This window comes from Actinomycetota bacterium (assembly GCA_013152275.1).
Lineage (GTDB): Bacteria > Actinomycetota > Acidimicrobiia > Spongiisociales > UBA4744 > BMS3Bbin01.
In genome coordinates, this window is record JAADGS010000067.1 from 1 (window position 1) to 21760 (window position 21760).

Below are 21760 nucleotides of genomic sequence, written 5' to 3' on the forward strand. Positions count from 1 at the left end.
CACCCCGGTCACGGTCACCGCCCCGGCCACGGTCACGGTCACGGTCACGGTCACCGCCCCGGCCACGGTCACCACCCCGGCCACGGTCACCACCCCGGCCACGGTCACGGTCACGGTCACGGTCACGGTCACCGCCACGGTCGTTGCCGTGGCGCTCTGCGCCCAACTTGGCATCCGGCTTCGGCTCGATCTCGGCGGCGAGGTCCAGGTTGACCTTTCCCATCCGGTCGACTTCGCGCACGACGACTTTCACCTTGTCTCCCAATGCCAGGTAGTCCTCGACACGGTCGACACGACGCTTCGCGTCGATCTTGGAGATGTGCAACAGGCCGTCACGACCGGGAAGAATGTTGATGAACGCACCGAACTTGGTGATGTTCACGACTTCGCCGTCGTAGTCCTTGCCGACCTCGGCCTCCGGTGGGAAGGCCATCTGCAGGACCCGTTCCTTGGCGGCGGCGAGAGAATCACCGTCGGGAGACCCGATTCGGACGATACCTTCTGCGCCATCCTCCTCGATCTCGATGGAAGCTCCGGTCTCCTCTTCGAGCTCGCGGATGTGCTTGCCCTTCGGGCCGATGATCTCACCGATCTTGTCCTTGGGGATCCGCACCGCTTCGATCCTCGGAGCCCACTCGTTGAGCTCGGTTCGCGGGCCTTCGATCGCCTCATGCATGACATCCAGGATCGCCAGACGAGCATCCTTCGCCTGCTGGAGGGCACCCGCGAGAACCGCGGATGGCAGTCCCTCGATCTTCGTGTCCAACTGCAACGCGGTGATCACGTCGGCGGTTCCCGCAACCTTGAAGTCCATGTCGCCGAGCGCGTCCTCTGCGCCGATGATGTCGGTGAGCGTGACGAACTTGCCATCCACCGAGATCAGACCCATCGCGATACCCGCGACAGGCTCGGAGATCGGCACACCGGCATCCATGAGCGACAGACTCGAAGAGCAGACCGACGCCATCGACGTCGACCCATTGGACGACAGCACCTCGGAGACGAGACGCAGCGCATAGGGGAATTCGTCACTCGTCGGAACGACGGGAAGCACGGCCTTCTCGGCAAGAGCACCATGACCGATCTCACGACGCTTCGGGCCGCGCATGAATCCTGCCTCACCGACCGAGAACGGCGGGAAGTTGTAGTGGTGCATGTACCGCTTGCTCTCCTCGATGGCGAGCGTGTCGAGCATCTGTTCCATCTTGAGCATTCCGAGGGTCGTGATGTTCAGCACCTGGGTCTCACCGCGTTCGAACAGGCCGGAGCCGTGCGTGCGAGGTACCAGACCCACTTCCGCGCTCAGTGGCCGTATGTCACTCGGACCGCGTCCGTCCAAACGGACACCTTCATCGACGACCCGCCGACGCATCATGGTCTTCTCGAGCTTCTTCAGGGCCTTCTTTGCGGCAGCCTGATCTTCTTCGTCCAGGCCGAGCTCGGCGATGACTTCCTCGGCGACGCGGCGCTCCGCGACGCTGCGCTCATGCTTCCCGGGGATACGGATCACGTCCGCGAGCTTCGGGGCGGCTGCAGCTTCGACCCGCGCGTACAGCTCGTCGGCGAAGTCGACGGCGATCGGCCACTCGATCTCGGGGACATCGACCTGCTCGATGAGTTGAAGCTGAAGATCGATGATCTCCGCTATCGGTGCCTTGGCTTCTTCGAGGCCTCGTGTGACCGTGTCCTCGTCTGAAGGCTGCTGTCCATCGGCGATGAGACGCAGGCCGTTCTCGGTGGCGCCCGCCTCTACCATCATGATGTCGATCTCGCCCTGGCCGTTTCGGCGTCCGGCGACCGTCAACTCGAAGACACATCCTTCGAGATCCTGGTAGGTCGGGTTGACGATCCATCGACCGTCCTTGAGCCCGAGCTTGACCGCACCGATGGGACCCTCGAACGGGATGCCGCTGATCATCAGCGCCGCGGACGCTCCGTTGAGCGAGATGATGTCGTATGGGTTCTCCCCGTCGACGGACAGGATCGTCGAAACGACCTGTGTCTCACAGCGAAAACCGTCGGCGAACGATGGCCGCAGCGGACGATCGATGAGCCGGCAGGTCAAGATCGCCTGCTCGGTGGGCCGGCCCTCACGACGGAAGAACGATCCGGGGATCTTGCCCGCTGCGTACATGCGCTCTTCTACGTCGACGGTCAGGGGAAAGAAGTCGATTCCCTCCCGAAGGCGTTCGTTGGCGGTGGCGGTGACCAGAACGGCGGTGTCGCCCGTCTGCATGGTCACCGAACCGTTTGCTTGACCGGCGAGTTTGCCGGTTCCGATGACGACCTCGCGGCCGCCTATTGACCCGCGTACGGTGATTTCTGACACGCGTGTCTCCCTTTCCGGGGAGGCAGACCAATTACCAGTTGGCGGCCCTCTTGCACAGGGTTGTCAACTGACAACTGGACGCACATCCCCACTTGTCGTCATTATCCCTCTCAGGGATTCGGAGAAACCGCCTCCGACCGGCCGTTCGACTTTCGAACGGAGAGGGAGCGACATCCGTCGCTCCCCACAAATCTACCGTCGCAACCCAAGGCGTGCGATCACGGCGCGGTATCGCTCCACATCCTGCCTTCGCAGGTAGTTGAGCAGCCGACGCCGCTGACCCACCATCATCAGGAGGCCTCTGCGGCTGTGATGATCGTGTTTGTGCTCACGCAGATGCTCGGTCAGATGGTTGATACGTTCGGTGAGCAGAGCGACCTGGACCTCGGGGGAACCGGTGTCGCTGTCATGCTGACCGTACTCTTCGATGATGGTTTTCGTGTCCTTCATTCACACACGCGCACAGATAGGGGGTACGAGGAACGGACGGGAGTGTAACACCTTCGCCGGGTACCGGAACAATCATGAGTCACGGTCGACTCCCCAGCAGCGCTTCCGCCTCGACCTCCACCTTCCACGCGGGATCGAGGAGGCCGGCCACGACCACCATCGTTGCCACCGGAGCTGCGGCACCGAACAGCTCGGCATGCGCCCTGCCTACGTCGTCGGCATCGGCGGGGTCGGTCAGGAACATTCGCGTGCGCACGACATCATTCGCCGTCGCACCGGCAGCTTCCAGCGATGCAATGACGATCGCTCCGCAGCGCCGCATCTGCTCGTATGCGGTCGAGGCCACCGGCCCATCCTCGGCAGGGATCGGCGCGGTGCCGGCGACCAGCACCCTGTCGCCGACTCTGACGGCACGGGAGAATCCATAGGCGGGCTCGTACGGGGACCCGGAGTGAAAGTGGTCTCTCATGATCCCTCCAGCATCGCTCTCGCCTTGGCTATGTCCAGTCCGATCTGCGCGACGAGTTCGTCCGCGCCGACAAACCGTTGCTCGTCCCGAACGCGACCGACGAAGTGCAGCGTCATCGACTCACCGTAGAGGGTTGGCGCCACATCGAGAAGATGTGCCTCCACGACGCGCTCCGTTCCTGCAAACGTCGGACGCACGCCAATGTTGGCGACGGCGGGATGTGTCTTCTCGTGGACGGTCGCCCACACGGCGTAGACACCGTTCGCCGGAATGAGCAGCTCTTCGGGAACGTCGAGATTCGCCGTCGGATAGCCAAGGTCACTCCCCCGTCCGTCACCGCCGGCAACCGTGCCCGGCAACTCGAACAACCGGCCCAGTGCATCGGCCGCAGCTTCCACCTCACCTCGGGCCAGCATTCCACGGATGGCCGTGGAGGACAGCGTCGCACCGTCTCCGCGAAGCAGATCGACCGCATCGACCTCGAACCCGAGCCGAGCCCCTGCGGATCGCAGCGTGTCCACGCCCCCCGAGCGATCCACCCCGAACCGGAAGTTCGAGCCGACAACCACGAGTCTGGCGTGTAGGGCATCGACCAGAACCCGGCGGATGAACTCCTCCGGACGCATCTGCCGAACCTGGTCGAACGGAAGCACTCCGGCAACGTCCACACCGAGATGCTCGAGGATGTCGAGACGGCGCTCCATCGTCGTGAGCATCTTCGGCGCTCTCGCGGGGTCCAGAACCGCCATGGGATGACGATCGAAAGTGAGGACGACCCTGCGACGCGCACCGAGGGACACGCCCATGGTCTCGAGATCCTCGATGACTCTCTGATGACCCCGATGCACCCCGTCGTAGACGCCGATCGTCACCGCAGAACCCGTCGAAGGCAGTGACCACCGCACCGGATCGCCGTACAGGACCTTCACGCGACCACCACTTCCGGGCTCCACACGCGACCCTGGGAGCGATACACGGCCAGGAGGTCCCCACCCGGGTCGAGTATCCGAACATCGGTTTCCATCGGCGTGCCTGCGGCAAAGGTTCCGACGGGGAACTGCATGCCGTGGCGAACCGCCACGGACGTCCTGTCGTCGACGTGCACGGCAGGGAGGTCCTTGAGGCCGTCCGCCATCGAGATCACACCATGGTCCGGAGCCGCCTCCACAACTTGCTCGATCGTTAGTGCATCCCGATCCGCATCCATCCACCCGACCTGTGTCCTTCGCAGAGCCGCGATGTGCGCTCCCCCGCCGAGTGCCTGGCCGAGATCCGCGCCGAGGGTCCGGATATAGGTCCCGCTCCCGCATCGCACCCGCAGCGTGGCTTCCGGATATGGGCCAGGAGCGAAATCGAGCACATCGATACCGTAGACCTCCACCGTCCGTGCAGCCCGCTCGACCTCCTTGCCCTCCCTGGCGAATTCGTACAACCGTCGGCCGCCAACCCGAACGGCGGAAACCATCGGCGGCACCTGTGCTATCACACCGACGAAACGTCCGACCACACCCCGCAGTTCCGCTTCTTCGAACGGCATCGGCTCTCGCCACAGAATCGCCCCATCGGCGTCGAGCGTGTCGGTGGTGATCCCGAAAACGACCCTGGCAACGTATTCCTTCGGATATGCCTGTATGAAGCGCAGCAACCTGGTGGCTCTTCCGAGGCCGAGAACGAGCAGTCCGGTGGCGGAAGGGTCCAGGGTTCCTCCGTGACCGACCTTCCTCTGCTGGATGATCCCACGGACTTTCGCGACGACATCGTGCGATGTCCACCCGGAAGCCTTGTCGATCGGCAGGAACCCGTTGATCACAGTCTCGCCTTGATCGCCGCCATGATCGCGCCCGGTGGCCCCGTGTGCGAGAAACCGGCGGCGTTGTGGTGTCCTCCCCCACCGTACGCGGAAGCGATCGAGCCGACATCGACCACACCCCGCGAACGAAGACTCGCCTTGAAGGTACCGTCGGCCAGCTCCTTGATCAGCACGGCGACTGCCGCCTCCCAGGCAACACGGACTGCATCGATGAGAGGATCCGTATCCTCCATCCCGATCCCCCAACGGGTCAGATCCTCCTGGTACAACACCGACCAGACGATGTCCCCGTCGAGTTCCGCACGGGCAAGCACATCGCCCTCGAGCTTGAGGAATGAGAAGGGAACCCGCTCGTACATGTTCTGACCGATGACCTCGGGACGCGCTCCTGCCTCGATCAGTTCGGCCGCGATGCGCAGCGCCTCCGGCGACGTGTTCGAATACTGGAAACGCCCGGTGTCGGTGACGATGCCCGTCAGAAGCGCCGTCGCAACCGACTCGTCGATCGGCCATTCGAGTTCGCGAAGCAGTCGAAACACGATCTCCGCCGAGGCGGCGGCGTCGGCGTCGATCACGTTGATGTCTCCGAAACCTGGATTCGACACGTGGTGATCGATCACGATGAGACACCCCGACGACGTTGCCGACGGCACGAGATTCCCGAGACGATCCAAAGATGCGGCATCGATGCTCACCATGACCTCGGGCTGCGCCGGAAACTCTTGCGGCGGCACGAGGACCTCCAACGGGAGGTAGTCGTAGATCGGGGGCAAGACGAACGGCTCGCCGAACGATACGACGCAGGCCCGGCCCGCCAGGAGCGCGGAGGCCGCGAAGCCGAGCGCAGAACCGATGGCGTCCCCGTCCGGACCGACATGGCATGCCACAGCGATGTGCGACGCGTCCCTCAACTCGGCGACGGCGGCCTCGAGCGAGATCATGATGGTTCGCTCTTGTTCGCTATCTGCCTGAGAAGGTTGGAGATCTTCGCTCCCTCAACGATGGCGTAGTCGGGAGAGAACACGATCTCGGGCGTGTACTTGAGTCGGACACGATGACCGACCTCGCCGCGCACATGCCCGGCGGCCGCTTCGAGCGCCGCCGCGCACGCCTCGTGCTCCTCGGCAGATCCCAACACGGAGTAGTAGACGTGAGCGGTGCGGAGATCGGGGGTCGTCTCGACCCCGGTGATCGTCACGAACCCGAGTCTCGGGTCCTTCAGGCTCAGCACGATCTCGGCGATCTCATGCAGAAGCATCGAGTTCACCCGGCGAAGTCGTGGGCTCGGCGGATGGCTCAAGACTCCTCCAGATACGACATGGCCACCTCGAGGACTTCGACGTCGTCGCGGCGCTCGATGCGACGCCGTATTGCTCCTGCCTGCCTGAGCAGTTCCGCATGATGACCCGACACGAGAGCCACTCCGATCGTCGACCGTTGCCACTGGTCCTGAAAGTCGACTTCCGCGACCGAGACACCGAAGGTGCGCCGCACGTCGTCGAGGAGCGGCCGCAGAACGCCCCGCTTCGCCTTCAGGGACCGGGCCAGCGGGATCCGGAGCTCGATGCGGAGTGCTGATGCATGCATGCCGTCACTGCCGGGCGACTTCCTTCAGCACGTAGGCCTCGATCACGTCGCCTTCCTTCACGTCGCTGAAGCGGTCGAGACCGATGCCACATTCATAACCGGCCGCCACCTGCCTGACGTCGTCCTTGAAGCGACGCAGAGAATCGATCGTCCCGTCGTAGACGACGATGCCGTCGCGAAGCAGTCTCGCTCGGGCCCCTCTCAGGATCTCGCCTTCGGTGACGTAACTTCCTGCGATGTTGCCGGCCCGAGGAACCTTGAACACGGCTCGCACCTCGGCGGAGCCGAGCACCTGCTCGATCTCCTCCGGGGCGAGACGTCCCACCAACATCTGTTCGATCTCGTCGAGTAGCTCGTAGATGACGCGATACGTCCGAATCTCGATATTCTGTTTTTCGGCCGCGCGACGCGACTTGGCGTCCGGGCGAACGTTGAACCCGATGATCACCGCTTCTGTGACATCGGCGAGGCTGACATCATTCTCCGTGATTCCGCCCACGGCCCCGTGGATGGTCACGATCTTTCCGCCTTCTCTCCCGATCTTCGCGATGGCGTCACGGATCGCTTCGAGAGATCCGTGCGCATCGGCCTTGATGATCAGTCGCAGTTCGGCCTCGTCCGCGTTCCTGAGCTGTTCGAGCAGCAGTGCGAGCCGCTCCCGAGCCGTGGGAATCACGGAGTCCGCCAGTTTGAGCTCATCTTCGACCTTCGCGGCTTTGGACCGGGCCTCACGCTCGCTGGAGACGACCTCGAACCAGTCCCCGGCAGTGGGCACGGATTCCCAGCCCATCACCAGCGCCGGTGTGCCCGGCGTCACTTCTTTCACCTGCTTGCCGTTCTCGTCGAGCATGGCGCGGACTCGTCCCGACACCGCACCGGATACCAGAGCGTCGCCTCGACGCAACGTGCCTCGCTGCACGATGACGGTCGCGACGGGACCACGGCCTTTGTCCAGGTTGGATTCGATGACCGCGCCCGATGCGGGAGCGTTCGGGTTCCCTTTGAACTCCTCGACTTCCGAGATCAGATCGATCATCTCGAGCAGCTGGTCGATACCCAGGCCTTCCTTGGCGGAGATCTCGACAGTGACCGTATCGCCACCGAGTTCCTCTGCGACGAGGCCGTACTCGGTGAGCTGAGCACGAACCCTTTCGGGGTCGGCCCCGGGAAGATCGATCTTGTTCAGCGCCACGATGATGTCCACGCCCGCAGCTTGCGCGTGGCTGATCGCCTCGGCGGTCTGCGGCATGACACCGTCTTCGGCGGCAATCACGAGAACGACGATGTCGGTCACGTTCGCTCCCCTGGCCCGCATCGCGGTGAACGCCTCGTGACCGGGCGTATCGATGAACGTGATCTTCTTGCCGCCTCTCGACACCTGATAGGCGCCGATGTGCTGCGTGATCCCGCCGGCTTCTCCGGCGACCACATTCGCCGAGCGGATCTTGTCCAGAAGGGTGGTCTTGCCGTGATCGACATGGCCCATCACCGTCACGACAGGTGGGCGAGGTACCAGGTCCTTCGGATCATCTTCGAAGACCGGCGCCGCAGGGGAAGGTGCGGGGGACTCCTCCGCCGCCTCCTCGACAAGGACGGTCACGCCGAGCTCTTCTGCGACGAGCTCGATGGCATCTGCGGGCATCGGTGAGCCTGCCCCGGCCATCTCCCCCATCAGGAGCAACGCCTTGACGACGTCACCGGTCGGCACGCCGATCGCCTCTGCGAATGCTCCGACGCTGATTCCCGGTTCGACGATGATCGGTGCCGCTTCGGGCGTCCCGGCCTCGGGCTCGGGCGTCCCGGCCTCGGGCTCGGGCGTCCCGGGCTCGGGCGTCTCGGCCTCGGGCTCGGGACCGGTGGCCTCCTCGGGACCGGTGGCCTCCCCGACTTCTTCGAACGAAGCGATGATCAGCTTCACTGCCGCCTCGTCGACTGCGGACGAAGCGGTCTTGACGTCGATACCGAGCTCTGCGGCGCGCGCAAGAACGAGCTTGGACTCTCGGCCCAGCTCTCGTGCCAGCTCATAGATGCGTTGCTTCGCCATCTGTCAGTTCCCAGCCTCATCCTCGGTAGCGTCTGTCTCCGTCGACGCAGCCGGAGCCTCTTCCACCGGTCCGCCGGGCTCCTTCGCGATACTCTCGCTCGCAGGCTCCTCGGAGGCCGGCGCATGGACGATCTTATCTGGCACATGTGCCCTCGTGTCTTCGGCCCCTCCGCCTGCGTCATCGGTCTGGGACCGAATATCGATGCGGTAGCCGGTCAGCTTCGCCGCAAGACGGGCATTCTGGCCTTCTCGGCCGATCGCAAGCGACAGCTGATGGTCCGACACGATCACGATCGCGGACTTGTCCTTCTCGTCGATGCGAACCTCCTGCACCTTGGCCGGACCGAGCGCCTCTGCAATGAACTGCGCGGGATCTTCCCGCCACTGCACCACATCGACTTTCTCGCCACGGAGCTCGTTCACGACCTGTCGCACCCGTGTGCCGCGCGCTCCCACGCAGGCACCCTTCGGATCGACATTCGGGTCGTTCGATGCCACGGCGATCTTGGTGCGGTGGCCCGGCTCACGAGCGATCGCCCTGATCTCGACGGTTCCGTCGAGCAGCTCCGGGACCTCGAGGTTGAGCAGCTTGCGGATGAAGTCGGGATGACTGCGGCTCACAACGATCTGTGGACCCTTCGTTTCACCGCGAACCTCGATGATCAGGCCCTTCACCCTGTTGCCTCGCTCGAGCCGTTCGTACGGGATTCGTTCGGATCCCGGCATCAACGCCTCGGCATCACCGAGGTCGAGGATCGCATAACGATGGTCGACCTGCTGGACGATACCCGTGATCAGATCCCCCTCACGGCCCTCGTAGAGGTCGAAGACCTGCTCACGCTTGGCGTCGCGCAGACGCTGTGCGATCACCTGCTTGGCAGTCTGTGCGGCAATTCTCCCGAAGTCGTCCGGAGTGTCCTCCCACTCGTCGATGACATCGCCATCCTCGTTGAGTTCCTGTGCGTAGACCGTGATGTCGCCGGCGTTCGGATCGATCACCACCCGCGCCTCCTCGGCTGCGCCGGGGCTGCGCTTATAGGCAGATACGAGTGCATTCGCGAGTGCGTCGAGGATCGTCTCCACCGGCACGCCGCGTTCCTGCTCGAGCAGCTCGAGCGCCTCCATCACCGCAAAATCCATCTTCATCGGCTTCCCTCCTTGCGCCGCGCCTTCCCCGGCTTCGCGTTGCGTTCCCAGCGGAACATCGTCTTCGCCGACGCTATCTCGCTCATCGGGAGCGTTCTCCGCTCATCTTCCACCACGACGACGCAGACACCCTCGTCGGAAGCTTCCAGTACACCTCGATGACTGCGGCTCCCCGCAATCTCCTGCCGCGTTGTAATAGAGACCTCGCGTCCGACCGCCTTGAGGAAATGGGCAGGTCGCCGGAGCTTGCGCTCGAGTCCGGGCGACGACACCTCGAGCGTATACGGGCCCGCCAAGTCCGCCTCCGCGTCGAGAAGGCGAGAAATGCCGTCGGTTGTCTCGGAGATCCGGCCCACGTCGATGCCACCATCCGCATCCACGAGGACGCGCAAGACACGACCGGACCACTCGACGTCGTCGAGTTCCAGGCCCTCGGCGGTCAGATACCGCTCGAGTTTGTCCCATAGGGCAGTCTCGTTCATGTATTCCTCGTACAGAAAGGCGGGCGGGCGCCCACCTTGTTTCAAGCGTCCATAGGTTTTACCAGGCGCGAGTATAGCCCGCGTACTCTCTTGCCAAATGCTGCGGCTGCCTAGTACGCCTTGGAGAATACCGCCAAATGCTCACCCGGTGCCCCGCAGAAAATGCAGGGTCCGAGATCGTCGGGCTGGTCGAAGGGAATGTTGCGGATCGTCGCCTGTGTTTGCTGCTGAATCGCAGCCTCACAGTCGGGAGAGCCACACCAGGCTGCGTGAAAGAACCCACCTTCCTGCTCGATGCCCTCCCGCATCTCTTCGAAGGTTGCCGGGTACGCGGTGTGAGCGTCTCTGAACGCCGTGGCCCTGTCGAAGAGAGCTTGCTGAATCTCCACGAGGAGATCCCCGGCAGCCTCCGCGACACCCTCGATCGGAACGGCGAGCTTTCCTTCCCTGCCGGGCCGGTCCCGCCGGGCCAGGATCGCTTTGCCCTCGGCGAGGTCGCGCGGGCCGATCTCGATACGAAGCGGGACGCCTTTCATCTCCCAATCGTTGAACTTGAAGCCTGGTGTGACCCCGTCACGATCGTCCATCGTGGCGCGGAGACCGCGGTCGTGCAGAGCACCGGTAATCCCCCATGCAGCCTCGTAGACCGCGTCGGCATCCCCGTCGGAACGAACGATGGGGACCACGACCACCTGGTGTGGAGCAAGCTTGGGAGGAAGGATGAGTCCCTGATCGTCGCCGTGGACCATCACGGTCATCCCGATGAGGCGGGTGCTCACGCCCCAAGAGGTCTGATACGGGTGCTGCAGCTCGTTGTTACGGTCGAGGAATCTCGTGTCGAACGCCTTGGCGAAGTTCTGACCCAGGTAGTGTGACGTCCCCGCCTGCAGGGCCCTCACATCCCCCATCATGGCTTCGATGCTGTAGGACTCGACGGCTCCGGCAAACTTCTCTGCGTCGGACTTGATCCCACGGATCACCGGAGTCGCCGCCCACTCCTCCGCAAAGCGCGCGTAGACGTCCAGCATGAGGCGAGCCTCGTCACGGGCTTCCTGCTCGGTCTCGTGTGCCGTATGGCCCTCCTGCCACAGGAACTCGGTCGTGCGAAGAAAGAGGCGGGTTCGCATCTCCCAGCGCACGACGTTCGCCCATTGGTTGATCAGCAGGGGCAGGTCCCGGTAGCTCTTGATCCACTTGGCGAACATCGCGTTGATGATCGTCTCCGAGGTCGGGCGAACGACGAGAGGGTCTTCGAGTTTCTTGCCGCCGCCGTGCGTCACGATCGCGAGTTCGGGAGAGAACCCCTCGACGTGCTCTGCTTCCTTCTCGATGAACGAGTAGGGAATGAACAGTGGGAAGTAGGCGTTCTGATGACCCGTCTCCTTGAACATGTCGTCAAGGGCCTTCTGCATGTGCTCCCAGAGGGCATAGCCGTACGGCCGAATGACCATGCAGCCTCGGACCGGCGAATAGTCGGCCAGTTCTGCGCGCTGCACCACGTCGGTGTACCAGCGGCTGTAATCCTCGCTTCTCGGAGTAACTTTCTGCTGCGCCACGGATCCTCTGCTTTCGGGTAGCAGGTGAGAATAGTCAGTCGTCGGTCGGCAGCGATGCGACCTTGCCCACCGCGGCACGACGCTCTCGGGCGTGATTCACATCTCCCTGGCGTTCAAACAGGTCCTTGGCATCGGCCACGGCATCGGCCACAGCTGCCGCGTCGGCTGCCGCCAGCCTCGCTTCCGCCCCTTCCTCGACGAGCTTTCGTGCCTCTTGGAGAAGCGCCTCGACCATGTCGGCCTCGGGGACCACTCTCACGACGTTGCCTTTGATGAACAGGTGTCCTCGACCGCGTCCCGCGGCGATACCGATGTCGGCCTCTCTTGCCTCACCGGGCCCGTTGACGATGCACCCCATAACCGCAACCCGTATCGGTAGGTTCGCCGCTTCGAGTCGTTCCTGCGCCTCGCTCGCGACCTTGATCACATCGACTTCCGCCCTTCCGCACGAAGGGCAGGCGATCAGGTCGAGCCCCTTGCGTTCGCGCAAGCCGAGGTACTCGAGGAGTTGCCTTCCGGCCTTCGCCTCCTCCACGGGGTCCGCGGTCAGAGAGAAGCGGATCGTGTCACCGATGCCCTCCAGGAGCAACGTCGCGATTCCCGCCACGGTCTTGATGATGCCGGCCGGCGGAGGCCCGGCCTCGGTCACCCCGAGATGCAAGGGATAGTCGACCTGCTCGGAGAGCAGCCGGTAGGCGCGCACCATGGACGGAACGTTCGAATGCTTCACCGAGATCTTGATGTCACCGAATCCCACATCCTCGAGATAGGCGATCTCCTTGATCGCCGACGCCACCAGCGCTTCCGGCACCGGCCCCCCGAACCGCTCGAGAAGGTCCTTGTCGAGGGAGCCGGCATTGACGCCGACACGAATCGGGACCTCTCGCTCCTTCGCTTCACGAGCCACCGTCTTGATGTGCTCCTCATCTCGAATGTTCCCCGGGTTGAGACGCAAACCGTCGACGCCGGCCTCGAGCGCCGCGAGGGCGAGGCGGTACTGGAAGTGGATGTCGGCGATGATGGGCACCGGAGAGCGTGGCACGATCTCGGCGAGACCCTGTGCCGCCGAGACCGTGTCGCAGGTGATGCGGACGATGTCGGCGCCGGCTCCCGCAAGCGCGTATACCTGAGCGAGCGTGCCGCCGACGTCCACCGTCTTGGTCGTCGTCATCGACTGGACGCTCACCGGAGCGCCTCCGCCGACCGGGACCCGGCCGACGTGAATCATGCGGGTCGGTCTGCGCTCCATCATCCGAGACTGATCGGGTTGACGATGTCGAGCAGCAGCGCCACGGAGAAGAGGAAGATCACGAGCATCATCACCGCGGCCGCCACGGGCATCAGCTTGCGCATGTCCGCCTTGCGGCCACTGACCCGTTCGTACAGCGCCACCGCGAAGTGCCCACCGTCGAGCGGATACAGCGGCAACCCGTTGAAGACGCCCAGCACGATGTTGATCAGCCCGATCAGTGCGAGCAGGGCCTGGAAATCCAACCCCTCGCCAAGGTGGACGATGCCGATCGGACTGACGGGCCGTATGTTGTTCGGCACGTCGGTATTGCCGACGAACGCGCCGGCCAGCCGAGCGAGGGACGACGGACGAACGAGGTTCCCCAGGGAGGTGACCGTCTCGACGGTCGTGGTCCCCACGGCTCGTCCGGCAAGGCCGGCGGCGCGGAACAGTCCCACGGATTCGCTCTCGTACTCCGGGCTGACACCAAGGTAGCCGACCGTTTCCCCCTGTTTGTTCACCGTCGATGCGAGCGTCGCTTGGAGTTCGACGGTCGTGCCGTCCCGGAGCACCGTCAGAGAAACCTCCTCGTTGGGACGATCGGCGATGAGCTCTGCGAGCCGATCCCAGTCGGTCACCTGTACCCCATCCACCGACAGGATGCGATCACCGGCCTGAAGGCCGGCGGTCGCGGCAGGGCTGGCACTGCCGTCGTCGAGCGTCGGTTGAATCGCCGCCATCGTCGTCAGCGGGTGGTCGGGGTTCTCGATGCCGTAGCCGATGAGGATGCCGAAGAAGATCAGGTAGGCAAGGAGGAAGTGCAGGAACACCCCTGCCAGCACGACGACGGACTTCTCCCAGAACTTCTTGTCACGATAGGTGCGACCGATGTCTTCGGGCGCTACCTCCTCGAGGGGATCCATGCCTGCGATCTTGTTGTACCCACCCAGGGGGATCGCCTTGATCCCGAATTCGGTCTCGCCGCGTGTCGTCGACCAGATCTTGGGCCCGAACCCGAGGAAGAACTCCGTGACCTTCATCCCGGTGGCCCGCGCGGCAACGAAATGGCCGGTCTCGTGAATCATGATCGAGACGACCACCGCAATAAGCATGATCACTCCGCCGCTCATATTGCCCTCAACGGTACCGGGAACGCGCGTCTACCGGCCATCAACACACACTGCCGATCAACGATCTCGCCAGCCCACGCGCCTCGGCGTCGACTGCCAGCACATCGTCGACGGTGGAGACATCGACCACCGGTATCCGCTCGATGGTTTGCTCGAGAACGGAGGCGATGCCGAGCAATCCCAGGCGGCCGTCCAGAAACGCCCTGACGGCAATCTCGTCGGCCGCGTTGACGGCCGCCGGCGCCGAGCCTCCCCGTCTCCCCGCCTCCAGGACGACGCCGAGCGCAGGGAACGATTCTCTGTCGGGCTCGAAGAACGTAAGGGTCTTGCCGGCCAGGTCGAACCGTCCACCCCCCATCTCCCTGTTCGGATAGGTGATGGCGTACTGGATCGGTATCCGCATGTCCGGTTCACCGATCTGGGCCTTGACCGACCCGTCCTTGAACTCGACGAGCGAGTGCACGATGCTCTGCGGATGCACGACCACGTCGATACGTGCGTACTCCACCCCGAAGAGGTGGTGCGCCTCGATCACTTCGAATCCCTTGTTCGCCAACGTGGCGGAGTCGATGGTGATTCGCGGCCCCATCGACCACGTCGGATGTGCCAGCGCTCCAGCAGGTGTGACGTCGGCGATCTCGTCCCTGGTCTTACCGCGCAATGGGCCCCCGGACGCGGTGAGGATCAGGCGTCGCACGTCGCGAGGCCGTTCACCTACCAGACACTGGAACAGCGCAGAGTGTTCGGAGTCGACGGGAATCAACACTCCTCCCCCACGCCTCAGTGCATCGAGCACGACCGGACCACCTATCACCAGGCTCTCCTTGTTGGCAAGAGCAAGACGGTTGCCGGCTTCCAGAGCGGCAACCGATGCCCCGAGACCGGCAGAGCCGACGACGCCGTTGACGACGACCGTCCCCGGAATGGATGCCAGTTCGATGAGCGCCTCGGGGCCGTACCTGACCCTCGAGCCGAAGGATCCGAATCGCTCCCGCTCGTCGCCGGCAGGAGCGACAACGCCGATGAGCGCCTCCGGATATGTCTTTGCGAGATCTGCGAGAGCGTCCGAACCCCTGCGCGCCGCAACCGCCTTTACCTCGCGTCCGAGACGATGTGCGACCTCGATCACCTGGCGACCGATCGATCCGGTCGCGCCGAGCACGATGAGCGGCCGCGTCACGACAAGTAGCCGAGCCAGAGGAAGAGGACGTAGCCGACCGGAATCGTGAACAAGTAGCTGTCCAGGCGATCGATGATGCCGCCATGACCGGGAAGCAGCGCACCCATGTCCTTGACCCCCAGCGCCCGCTTGACGAGCGACTCTGCGAGATCCCCCAACGGGGCGAAGAGAGAAATGATGGCCGCCGTCCATAGCGCGCCTCCGAGACCGAACCCGAACCACGAGATGAGCGAAAGTCCGAACGCGGCGACGAATGCAACGATCACGCCTCCCACGAGTCCTTCCAGGGTCTTGCTCGGCGACAGGTTCGGAGCAAGGAGGATGCGCCCGAAGGAACGCCCGACGAAATAGGAACCGGCGTCGAACAGGGCCGTGAGCACGACGATGGCGATGATCAGCTGTCGCGATTGAGGCGATCGGATGATCGGCATCGCGAACGACAGGAGGCCCGCCACCCAAATCACACCGAAGATGGTGAACGAGGCGTTCTCCAAAGGGTTCCGACGCGGGACGAGTGCGTACCAGAAGAGGATCACGACGATCGTGCCTCCAAGCGCCGTTGCCATGGCGGCGAGAGGACGATCGGAGAACCAGGACGCCGAGAGAACGGCGATCGCCCCCAAGAATCCGAAGAGCGCGAGGGGAACGTGCCCTGCCCCCCGAAGGGTGCTGTAGAACTCGCCGAGAGCGACAAGGGCGAGCACGGCCACGAGGAGTGCGAACCAGCCGCCTCCGAGCGCCAGCAGGGCGAGGATGACGGCGAGTAACACAACGCCTGTGGCGGCTCGCACCAGCGTATCGGAGGGACCGGGACCGGCCCCTGCGTCGGCCGCCGGTTGCTCGCCCGTCACGTCGTCGAAACCGACGAGCCCGGGTTCCAATCCTGGCATCGAGGCCGCAACGGCCTGCATCTCGACGTCTTCTTGTGAGGCCTTCGCTATCGCCTCGGCGAGGTCCCGATACTCCTCGGTCGTCGCACTCAGATAGTCGTCGCTCGTGAAATCGTCGAGCATGGAAGCGCCCGTCAAGAAGTCCTCGAAGTCCTCTACGTCTCGACCGTTGCCGGGGAGGTCCCGTTCCGGATCATCGGAAGGCTGCCCGGGAAACGCGACGACCTCGCCTCCGCTTTCGTCCTGGTGCTCGCTCATACTTCGAGGAGCTCCTGTTCCTTGTTGGCGAGCAGCTCATCAACCCTGCTCACCATCGTGTCCGTGAGTTCCTGCAGCTCCTTCTCCGCTCGACGGATGTCGTCGTCGGAGATCTCTCCATGGAGCTCGTTCAGCTCGTTCATCGTGTGGCGCCGGACATTACGCACCGCCACGCGGCCGTCTTCGGCCATGTGGCGAACGACCTTGGTGAGCTCGATACGGCGCTCCTCCGTCAGTGTCGGAAAGACGAGTCGGAGAACGTGACCGTCGCTGGCAGGGTTCATTCCCAGACTGGAGGTTCGGATCGCCTTCTCGATGGCTCCGATCGACGTCTTGTCGTACGGCTGAACGATCAACAAACGAGGCTCGGGTACCGAGAACGATGCGAGTTGCTGCAACGGCGTCGGTGTGCCGTAGTAATCGACCATGACCCTGCTGAGGATTCCGGCGTTGGCTCTACCGGTCCTCACCGTGGCGAACTCGGCCTGTACATGCTCGATCGCCTGGCCCATCTTCCGTTCGGCTTCGCCGAGCGTTTCCCGAATCATGACGCCTCCTAATGAACCAGCGTCCCGATCCTCTCTCCTCGTACCGCCTTGACGATGTTCTCGGGTTTCGTGATGTTGAACACCACGATCGGGAGCTTGTGGTCTTTGCACATAGTAGCCGCCGTGGAGTCCATCACCCGGAGCCCCTTGGATATCAACTCCAGGTATCCGACCTCCGAGAGCAGGAGCGCCTCGGGATTCTCCGAGGGATCGTCGTCGTAGACACCGTCCACCAACGTCGCCTTCAGCATCACCTCCGCACCGATCTCCACAGCTCGCAGCGCGGCCGCGGTGTCGGTCGTGAAGAACGGATTCCCGGTGCCGGCCGCAAAAATGACGACGCGACCTTTCTCGAGATGCCGAATGGCGCGCAGCCGGATGTACGGTTCGGCCAGCGACTGCATCGCGATCGCCGTCTGCACCCTGGTGGGAATCCCTGCGTTCTCGATCGCGCTTCGCAGCGCGAGAGCGTTGATGACCGTTGCCAGCATGCCCATCGAGTCGGCCGTCACCGACTCGATGCCGGCCTTGCTCGCCGACACTCCCCGGAAGATGTTGCCTCCACCGACGACCACGCCGAGCTCGACCCCCGACGAAACCGCTTCGACGATCTCGGCGGCAATCCGCTGCACGCTCACCGGATCGATTCCGTAGCCGACGGCGGGGTCGGCGAAGGATTCTCCCGACAGTTTCAACAGGACGCGGCGTGGCGCCTCTCGATGCTCCGCACCCTCACCGGAAGCCATCAGGCCTCCTCGCCGACGGCCAGTCTTGCGAACCGGCGCACACGGATGTTCTCTCCCATCGTCGCCGCCATGCCGGCGATCATCTCGCCCACGGTGCCGTCGAAGCTCTCGGTCTTCACGAACGGCTGCTCCTCGAGGACGAACTCCTTGTAGAACGAACCGATCTTTCCTTCCACGATCCTGGGAATGATGTTCTCCGGCTTGCCCTCGTTCCTCGCCTGGCGGCTGATCATCTCGCGCTCGTGTTCGAGTGCGTCCGCCGGCACGTCTTCACGCCTGACCCAGCGTGGCTGGGCGGCGGCGATATGCATCGCGACCTCGTTCGCCATCTGCCGGAACTCCTCGCTCTTGGCAACGAAATCCGTCTCCGATGCCAGCTCGACCAGGACCCCGATGACCGGTCGGCCAAGCTGATGGTGGAGGTAGACGCCGATGACGCCTTCGTTGGCCTCCCTGCCGGCCCGTTTCTTCGCGTCCGACAGCCCCTTCTCACGCAGGTACTCCTTGGCTTTGTCGAAGTCCCCTGCGGTCGCGACGAGCGCCTTCTTGGCGTCCATCATTCCCACGCCGGTCGCCCGACGCAGTTTCTGCACGTCTTTCGCTGTGATGTCGGGCATCACTTCGCCTCTTCGCCGCTCGAGGGGCCTTTGAGCGCAATGTCTCTGCCTTCGATGCACGCGGCAGCGACGAAACCGGCCATCAGCTGCGCGGAGCGGATGGCATCGTCGTTGCCCGGGATGACGAAGTCGACGAGGTCCGGATCACAATTCGTGTCGACGAGTGCGATGACGGGGATGCCGAGGCGAGCCGCCTCCTTGAGTGCAATCTGCTCCGCGTTCAGGTCGACGATGAACAGTGCCTGGGGCAGATGGTTCAGGTCACGGACGCCTCCAAGTACCCGCTGAAGCTTCCAGAGTTCGCGCCGCAGGTGCAGTCGTTCCTTCTTCGGAAGCGCCTCCATCTCCCCCGACTCGTCCATCCGTTCGAGCTCTCTCATGTAGAAGATTCGCTTCTGGATGGTGGCGAAATTGGTCAACATGCCGCCGAGCCATCGGAAGTTGACATACGGCATCTGCGATCGGGTGGCAGCCTCCTCGATAGGACCTTGCGCCTGCTTCTTCGTCCCGACGAACAGCACCAGCCCGCCGTCGGCGACGGCGTCCCTCACGAAGTCGTAGGTGCGATTGATCTGGGCGAGCGTCTGGCGCAGATCGATGATGTGGATGCCATTGCGAGCGCCGTAGATGTACGGCTCCATCTTGGGATTCCAGCGCCTGGTCTGGTGCCCGAAGTGGACGCCGGCCTCCAGCAACTGTTTCATGGTGACGTTGGACACAGATGTCCTCCTCTTTCGGTTGCTCCTCCGCCCGTCTCGATCCTCGGACCGCTTCCCACGGAACCAGGTTCCGACCGCCGGGAAGTCACGACAGGCGTGCGTGATCGCGCAACTGTACCACCCTGAAGAGGCGTAGCCTTCAGATGCCCCGGAAGGCAGGCTCGGTCAAGCGATGCCGCAGACTCATCACGGACTTCGTGTGGATCTGACAGACGCGTGACTCGGTCACACCCAGGACCTCACCAATCTCCGCCAACGTGAGACCCTCGTAGTAGTAGAGGGTCAGGACGAGACGATCTCGTTCGGCCAGCCGATTGATGGCGTCCGCGAGCACACGCTTGACCTCTTCCTCCTGGTAGGCGGCTTCCGGATCGACACCCTTCGGGTCGGGGAGCAGCTCTCCCACCTTGGTGTTGTCACGCCCTGGGGCGAGCAGCTCGTCGAGTGCGACGACTCCTGCCGAGGAGACCTCCGCCATCGTGTCGAGCAGATCCGAGAGAGGTACGCCCAGGTGCTCGGCGAGCTCCTCCTCGGTCGGGGAACGCTGGAATCGATGCTCCAACTCGGCGTGGGAGCGCTCCAGCTCGCGAGCGCGTGCCCGCAACGAGCGTGGGGCCCAGTCGAGGGCACGAAGCTCGTCGAGGATTGCCCCCCTGATCCGGTTGATCGCATAGGTCTCGAACTTGACGCCCCTGTCGGTGTCGTACTTGTCGAGTGCATCCATGAGGCCGAAGATCCCGTCGGAGATGAGGTCGGACCGGTCCACGTTCGAAGGCAGCCCGGCACCGATACGACCGGCGACGAACTTCACGAGCGGAGAGAAATGCAGGATGAGGCCTTCCCGGGCTTTTGGATCACCTGTGGTCTTGAAACGCTTCCACAGCTCGTCCAGATGATCGTCTGGTGCCCGCTCAGGCCCGTGGGTGACTTCGCTTGTAGGTCGCCTTGAGATGCTCACGGGTGATGGCAGTGTAAATCTGGGTGCTCCCCAGTTCAACGTGACCGAGTAATTCCTGGACAACGCGCAGATCCGCTCCCCCTTCGAGCAGATGCGTTGCGAAGGAATGACGAAATGCGTGGGGGAATGTCGCTGCCCGCCGGCGGACGATTCTTCGGATCCCGCGGACACCGAGAGCCCCGCCTTGCACGCCGACCCAGAGCGCCCCGCCGGCATCCTGGGAGGCGAGTTCGGGGCGCCCTGCAGCGAGGTACCGACCGAGCGCCTCTCTGGCAGGAACGCCCAGCGGAACAGCCCTTTCCCTGGCACCCTTGCCCATGACCCGGACGAACTCCGCGTCTCGAACGGTGTCGACCTGCAGACTCGCCAACTCCGAGACTCGCAGCCCCGTTGCGTAGAGCACTTCGAGGAGTGCACGATCTCTGAGCGATACCGGATCGAGACCGTCCAGACCATCCAGAATCGCTCGCACGGTCCTGCCGGTCAGGGCATGCGGGAGCGTTCTCGGTCGGCGCGGCGTGCCGAGCCGATCGCAGGGATTCACCTCCACGGCTCCGTGCCGGGCCTGATCGGAGAAGAAACTCCGCACGGCGGAAGCCTTGCGCGCCACCGAACGCCTGGCGTATCCCCTGGTGTCCAGATAGGCGAGGAACCGACGAACCATCGACCGGTCGATCTTGGCGATGTCGGCGGCTCCGGCCCGATCGCAGAACGCCATGAACTGACTGAGGTCTCGGCGGTAGGCGGCAAGGGTGTGCACCGACAGGTTGCGCTGCGATGCCAGCCGCATCAAATAGTCATCGACGGGAGCACGGGCCCAATCGGGCAACTCAGGGATGGCAGCCATGAGCCCATGGTTGTCGCAGATGCAGGGCCGGTCAACGATCTGCAGCCTCGGCGACCCGGCGCCGTTGCGCGAACGCGCCGGGGGCGCCCGTATGGGCGCCCCCGATCTTGCGAGAGGAGCCTCACGCGGCTTTGGTCGCTCGACCCAACTTCTTGGGCTTGCCGACCTTGACCTCCAGTTTCTTCGGCTTCCTGCTGAGACTCTCCGGAAGCGGCATGCGGATCGTCAGCACACCGCCTTCATAGTGGGCATCCAGCTCATCGGCATCGATACCCTCCGGGATCATCAGATCTCGCTGGAAGCTGCCGAAGGTCCGCTCCCGCACGTAGAGATCGCCCTCTTCGACATCCCGTTCGTAGGAACGGGAGCCACGAAGGTGAAGGACGTTGCCCTCGACGGTGATATCGAGGTCCTTCTCAGGGTCGATGCCAGGAAGCTCCGCCTCCACAACCAGGTCGCTGCGGTCACGGTAGATATCGACCCGCGGACGCCACACCCACGTGGTCTCCGACTCCGTGGGACGCAAGACGTCGAAGAAGCGGTTCATCATGTCCTGCAGATCACGTTCGATCGACGTTGTGAACGGTGACCACTTGGTTGCCAACATACGTTCTCACCTCCTCTCACACAGTCTCTCCGGGGACCTCCCCCGGTGTGCGCGGGTGGCGAGACGGTCCAGAAAGGGCGCGTTCCCGCCATCCCTGCAGTTTCTATAACGCATCTCTATTCCCGAAACTTCCCGCCGGGTCGGGAGCTCAGGTTT

Annotated in this window: 23 protein-coding genes; all 23 read right to left on the reverse strand. The window is 63.7% G+C overall.

Features of this window, described 5'->3' with window-relative positions:
* Positions 1-2329: polyribonucleotide nucleotidyltransferase (locus tag GXP34_10755; protein ID NOY56450.1), on the reverse strand; the 2329-nt coding region annotated here is incomplete at its 3' end.
* Positions 2330-2521: 192 nt separating this feature from the next.
* Positions 2522-2779, reverse strand: coding sequence for a 30S ribosomal protein S15 (gene rpsO / locus GXP34_10760; GenBank protein ID NOY56451.1), 258 nt, complete (start codon positions 2777-2779; stop codon positions 2522-2524).
* 79 nt (positions 2780-2858) lie between these two features.
* Complete coding sequence (locus GXP34_10765) at positions 2859-3248, reverse strand: RidA family protein (protein NOY56452.1); 390 nt, start codon at positions 3246-3248, stop codon at positions 2859-2861.
* Positions 3245-4153: a bifunctional riboflavin kinase/FAD synthetase gene (locus GXP34_10770; GenBank protein ID NOY56453.1), complete on the reverse strand. Its 909-nt coding sequence runs from the start codon at positions 4151-4153 to the stop codon at positions 3245-3247. Before GXP34_10770 ends, GXP34_10765 begins: the two co-directional genes overlap by 4 nt.
* A 20-nt stretch (positions 4154-4173) precedes the next feature.
* Entirely contained in the window at positions 4174-5058 is an 885-nt protein-coding gene (gene truB / locus GXP34_10775) for a tRNA pseudouridine(55) synthase TruB (GenBank protein ID NOY56454.1), read from the reverse strand.
* A complete protein-coding gene (locus GXP34_10780) occupies positions 5055-5999 on the reverse strand; it encodes a bifunctional oligoribonuclease/PAP phosphatase NrnA (GenBank protein NOY56455.1) in 945 nt (314 codons plus the stop codon). Before GXP34_10780 ends, truB begins: the two co-directional genes overlap by 4 nt.
* On the reverse strand, positions 5996-6316 hold the full coding sequence (gene rbfA / locus GXP34_10785; GenBank protein NOY56456.1) for a 30S ribosome-binding factor RbfA: 321 nt from the start codon (positions 6314-6316) through the stop codon (positions 5996-5998). The genes GXP34_10780 and rbfA overlap by 4 nt, the downstream gene beginning before the upstream one ends.
* A 38-nt stretch (positions 6317-6354) precedes the next feature.
* A complete protein-coding gene (locus tag GXP34_10790; protein ID NOY56457.1) occupies positions 6355-6645 on the reverse strand; it encodes a DUF503 domain-containing protein in 291 nt (96 codons plus the stop codon).
* 4 nt (positions 6646-6649) lie between these two features.
* A complete protein-coding gene (gene infB, locus GXP34_10795) occupies positions 6650-8689 on the reverse strand; it encodes a translation initiation factor IF-2 (GenBank protein NOY56458.1) in 2040 nt (679 codons plus the stop codon).
* 3 nt (positions 8690-8692) lie between these two features.
* Positions 8693-9829, reverse strand: a complete 1137-nt coding sequence (gene nusA, locus GXP34_10800) for a transcription termination/antitermination protein NusA (protein NOY56459.1) — start codon at positions 9827-9829, stop codon at positions 8693-8695.
* 2 nt (positions 9830-9831) lie between these two features.
* Positions 9832-10317, reverse strand: coding sequence for a ribosome maturation factor RimP (locus tag GXP34_10805; protein NOY56460.1), 486 nt, complete (start codon positions 10315-10317; stop codon positions 9832-9834).
* 110 nt (positions 10318-10427) lie between these two features.
* Positions 10428-11873 (reverse strand): proline--tRNA ligase, encoded by a 1446-nt coding sequence (locus GXP34_10810; protein ID NOY56461.1) that lies wholly within the window; start codon positions 11871-11873, stop codon positions 10428-10430.
* A 34-nt stretch (positions 11874-11907) separates the two neighbouring features.
* Entirely contained in the window at positions 11908-13125 is a 1218-nt protein-coding gene (gene ispG, locus GXP34_10815; protein ID NOY56462.1) for a flavodoxin-dependent (E)-4-hydroxy-3-methylbut-2-enyl-diphosphate synthase, read from the reverse strand.
* Positions 13122-14234 carry a site-2 protease family protein gene (locus GXP34_10820; protein NOY56463.1) on the reverse strand — a complete coding sequence of 371 codons (1113 nt, stop codon included), beginning with the start codon at positions 14232-14234 and terminating at the stop codon, positions 13122-13124. Before GXP34_10820 ends, ispG begins: the two co-directional genes overlap by 4 nt.
* A 40-nt stretch (positions 14235-14274) precedes the next feature.
* On the reverse strand, positions 14275-15414 hold the full coding sequence (locus GXP34_10825; protein NOY56464.1) for a 1-deoxy-D-xylulose-5-phosphate reductoisomerase: 1140 nt from the start codon (positions 15412-15414) through the stop codon (positions 14275-14277).
* Positions 15411-16562 carry a phosphatidate cytidylyltransferase gene (locus GXP34_10830; GenBank protein ID NOY56465.1) on the reverse strand — a complete coding sequence of 384 codons (1152 nt, stop codon included), beginning with the start codon at positions 16560-16562 and terminating at the stop codon, positions 15411-15413. Before GXP34_10830 ends, GXP34_10825 begins: the two co-directional genes overlap by 4 nt.
* Positions 16559-17110 carry a ribosome recycling factor gene (gene frr, locus GXP34_10835; GenBank protein NOY56466.1) on the reverse strand — a complete coding sequence of 184 codons (552 nt, stop codon included), beginning with the start codon at positions 17108-17110 and terminating at the stop codon, positions 16559-16561. Before frr ends, GXP34_10830 begins: the two co-directional genes overlap by 4 nt.
* A gap of 8 nt (positions 17111-17118) precedes the next feature.
* Positions 17119-17856, reverse strand: coding sequence for a UMP kinase (locus tag GXP34_10840; GenBank protein ID NOY56467.1), 738 nt, complete (start codon positions 17854-17856; stop codon positions 17119-17121).
* A complete protein-coding gene (gene tsf / locus GXP34_10845; GenBank protein ID NOY56468.1) occupies positions 17856-18473 on the reverse strand; it encodes a translation elongation factor Ts in 618 nt (205 codons plus the stop codon). Before tsf ends, GXP34_10840 begins: the two co-directional genes overlap by 1 nt.
* Positions 18473-19192 (reverse strand): 30S ribosomal protein S2, encoded by a 720-nt coding sequence (gene rpsB, locus GXP34_10850; protein NOY56469.1) that lies wholly within the window; start codon positions 19190-19192, stop codon positions 18473-18475. Before rpsB ends, tsf begins: the two co-directional genes overlap by 1 nt.
* A 139-nt stretch (positions 19193-19331) precedes the next feature.
* Positions 19332-20084 carry a FliA/WhiG family RNA polymerase sigma factor gene (locus tag GXP34_10855; GenBank protein NOY56470.1) on the reverse strand — a complete coding sequence of 251 codons (753 nt, stop codon included), beginning with the start codon at positions 20082-20084 and terminating at the stop codon, positions 19332-19334.
* A 19-nt stretch (positions 20085-20103) separates the two neighbouring features.
* A complete protein-coding gene (locus GXP34_10860; protein NOY56471.1) occupies positions 20104-20997 on the reverse strand; it encodes a tyrosine recombinase in 894 nt (297 codons plus the stop codon).
* 121 nt (positions 20998-21118) lie between these two features.
* Positions 21119-21604 carry an Hsp20/alpha crystallin family protein gene (locus GXP34_10865; protein NOY56472.1) on the reverse strand — a complete coding sequence of 162 codons (486 nt, stop codon included), beginning with the start codon at positions 21602-21604 and terminating at the stop codon, positions 21119-21121.
* Between the last annotated feature and the right edge of the window lie 156 nt (positions 21605-21760).

Coding starts and splice junctions, on each gene's coding strand:
- rpsO (NOY56451.1), bottom strand. CDS start 2,779: ATGAAGGACACGAAAACCATCATCGAAGAGTACGGTCAGCATGACAGC.
- GXP34_10765 (NOY56452.1), bottom strand. CDS start 3,248: ATGAGAGACCACTTTCACTCCGGGTCCCCGTACGAGCCCGCCTATGGA.
- GXP34_10780 (NOY56455.1), bottom strand. CDS start 5,999: ATGATCTCGCTCGAGGCCGCCGTCGCCGAGTTGAGGGACGCGTCGCAC.
- rbfA (NOY56456.1), bottom strand. CDS start 6,316: ATGCTTCTGCATGAGATCGCCGAGATCGTGCTGAGCCTGAAGGACCCG.
- GXP34_10790 (NOY56457.1), bottom strand. CDS start 6,645: ATGCATGCATCAGCACTCCGCATCGAGCTCCGGATCCCGCTGGCCCGG.
- infB (NOY56458.1), bottom strand. CDS start 8,689: ATGGCGAAGCAACGCATCTATGAGCTGGCACGAGAGCTGGGCCGAGAG.
- nusA (NOY56459.1), bottom strand. CDS start 9,829: ATGGATTTTGCGGTGATGGAGGCGCTCGAGCTGCTCGAGCAGGAACGC.
- GXP34_10805 (NOY56460.1), bottom strand. CDS start 10,317: ATGAACGAGACTGCCCTATGGGACAAACTCGAGCGGTATCTGACCGCC.
- ispG (NOY56462.1), bottom strand. CDS start 13,125: ATGATGGAGCGCAGACCGACCCGCATGATTCACGTCGGCCGGGTCCCG.
- GXP34_10820 (NOY56463.1), bottom strand. CDS start 14,234: ATGAGCGGCGGAGTGATCATGCTTATTGCGGTGGTCGTCTCGATCATG.
- GXP34_10830 (NOY56465.1), bottom strand. CDS start 16,562: ATGAGCGAGCACCAGGACGAAAGCGGAGGCGAGGTCGTCGCGTTTCCC.
- frr (NOY56466.1), bottom strand. CDS start 17,110: ATGATTCGGGAAACGCTCGGCGAAGCCGAACGGAAGATGGGCCAGGCG.
- GXP34_10840 (NOY56467.1), bottom strand. CDS start 17,856: ATGGCTTCCGGTGAGGGTGCGGAGCATCGAGAGGCGCCACGCCGCGTC.
- tsf (NOY56468.1), bottom strand. CDS start 18,473: ATGCCCGACATCACAGCGAAAGACGTGCAGAAACTGCGTCGGGCGACC.
- GXP34_10860 (NOY56471.1), bottom strand. CDS start 20,997: ATGGCTGCCATCCCTGAGTTGCCCGATTGGGCCCGTGCTCCCGTCGAT.
- GXP34_10865 (NOY56472.1), bottom strand. CDS start 21,604: ATGTTGGCAACCAAGTGGTCACCGTTCACAACGTCGATCGAACGTGAT.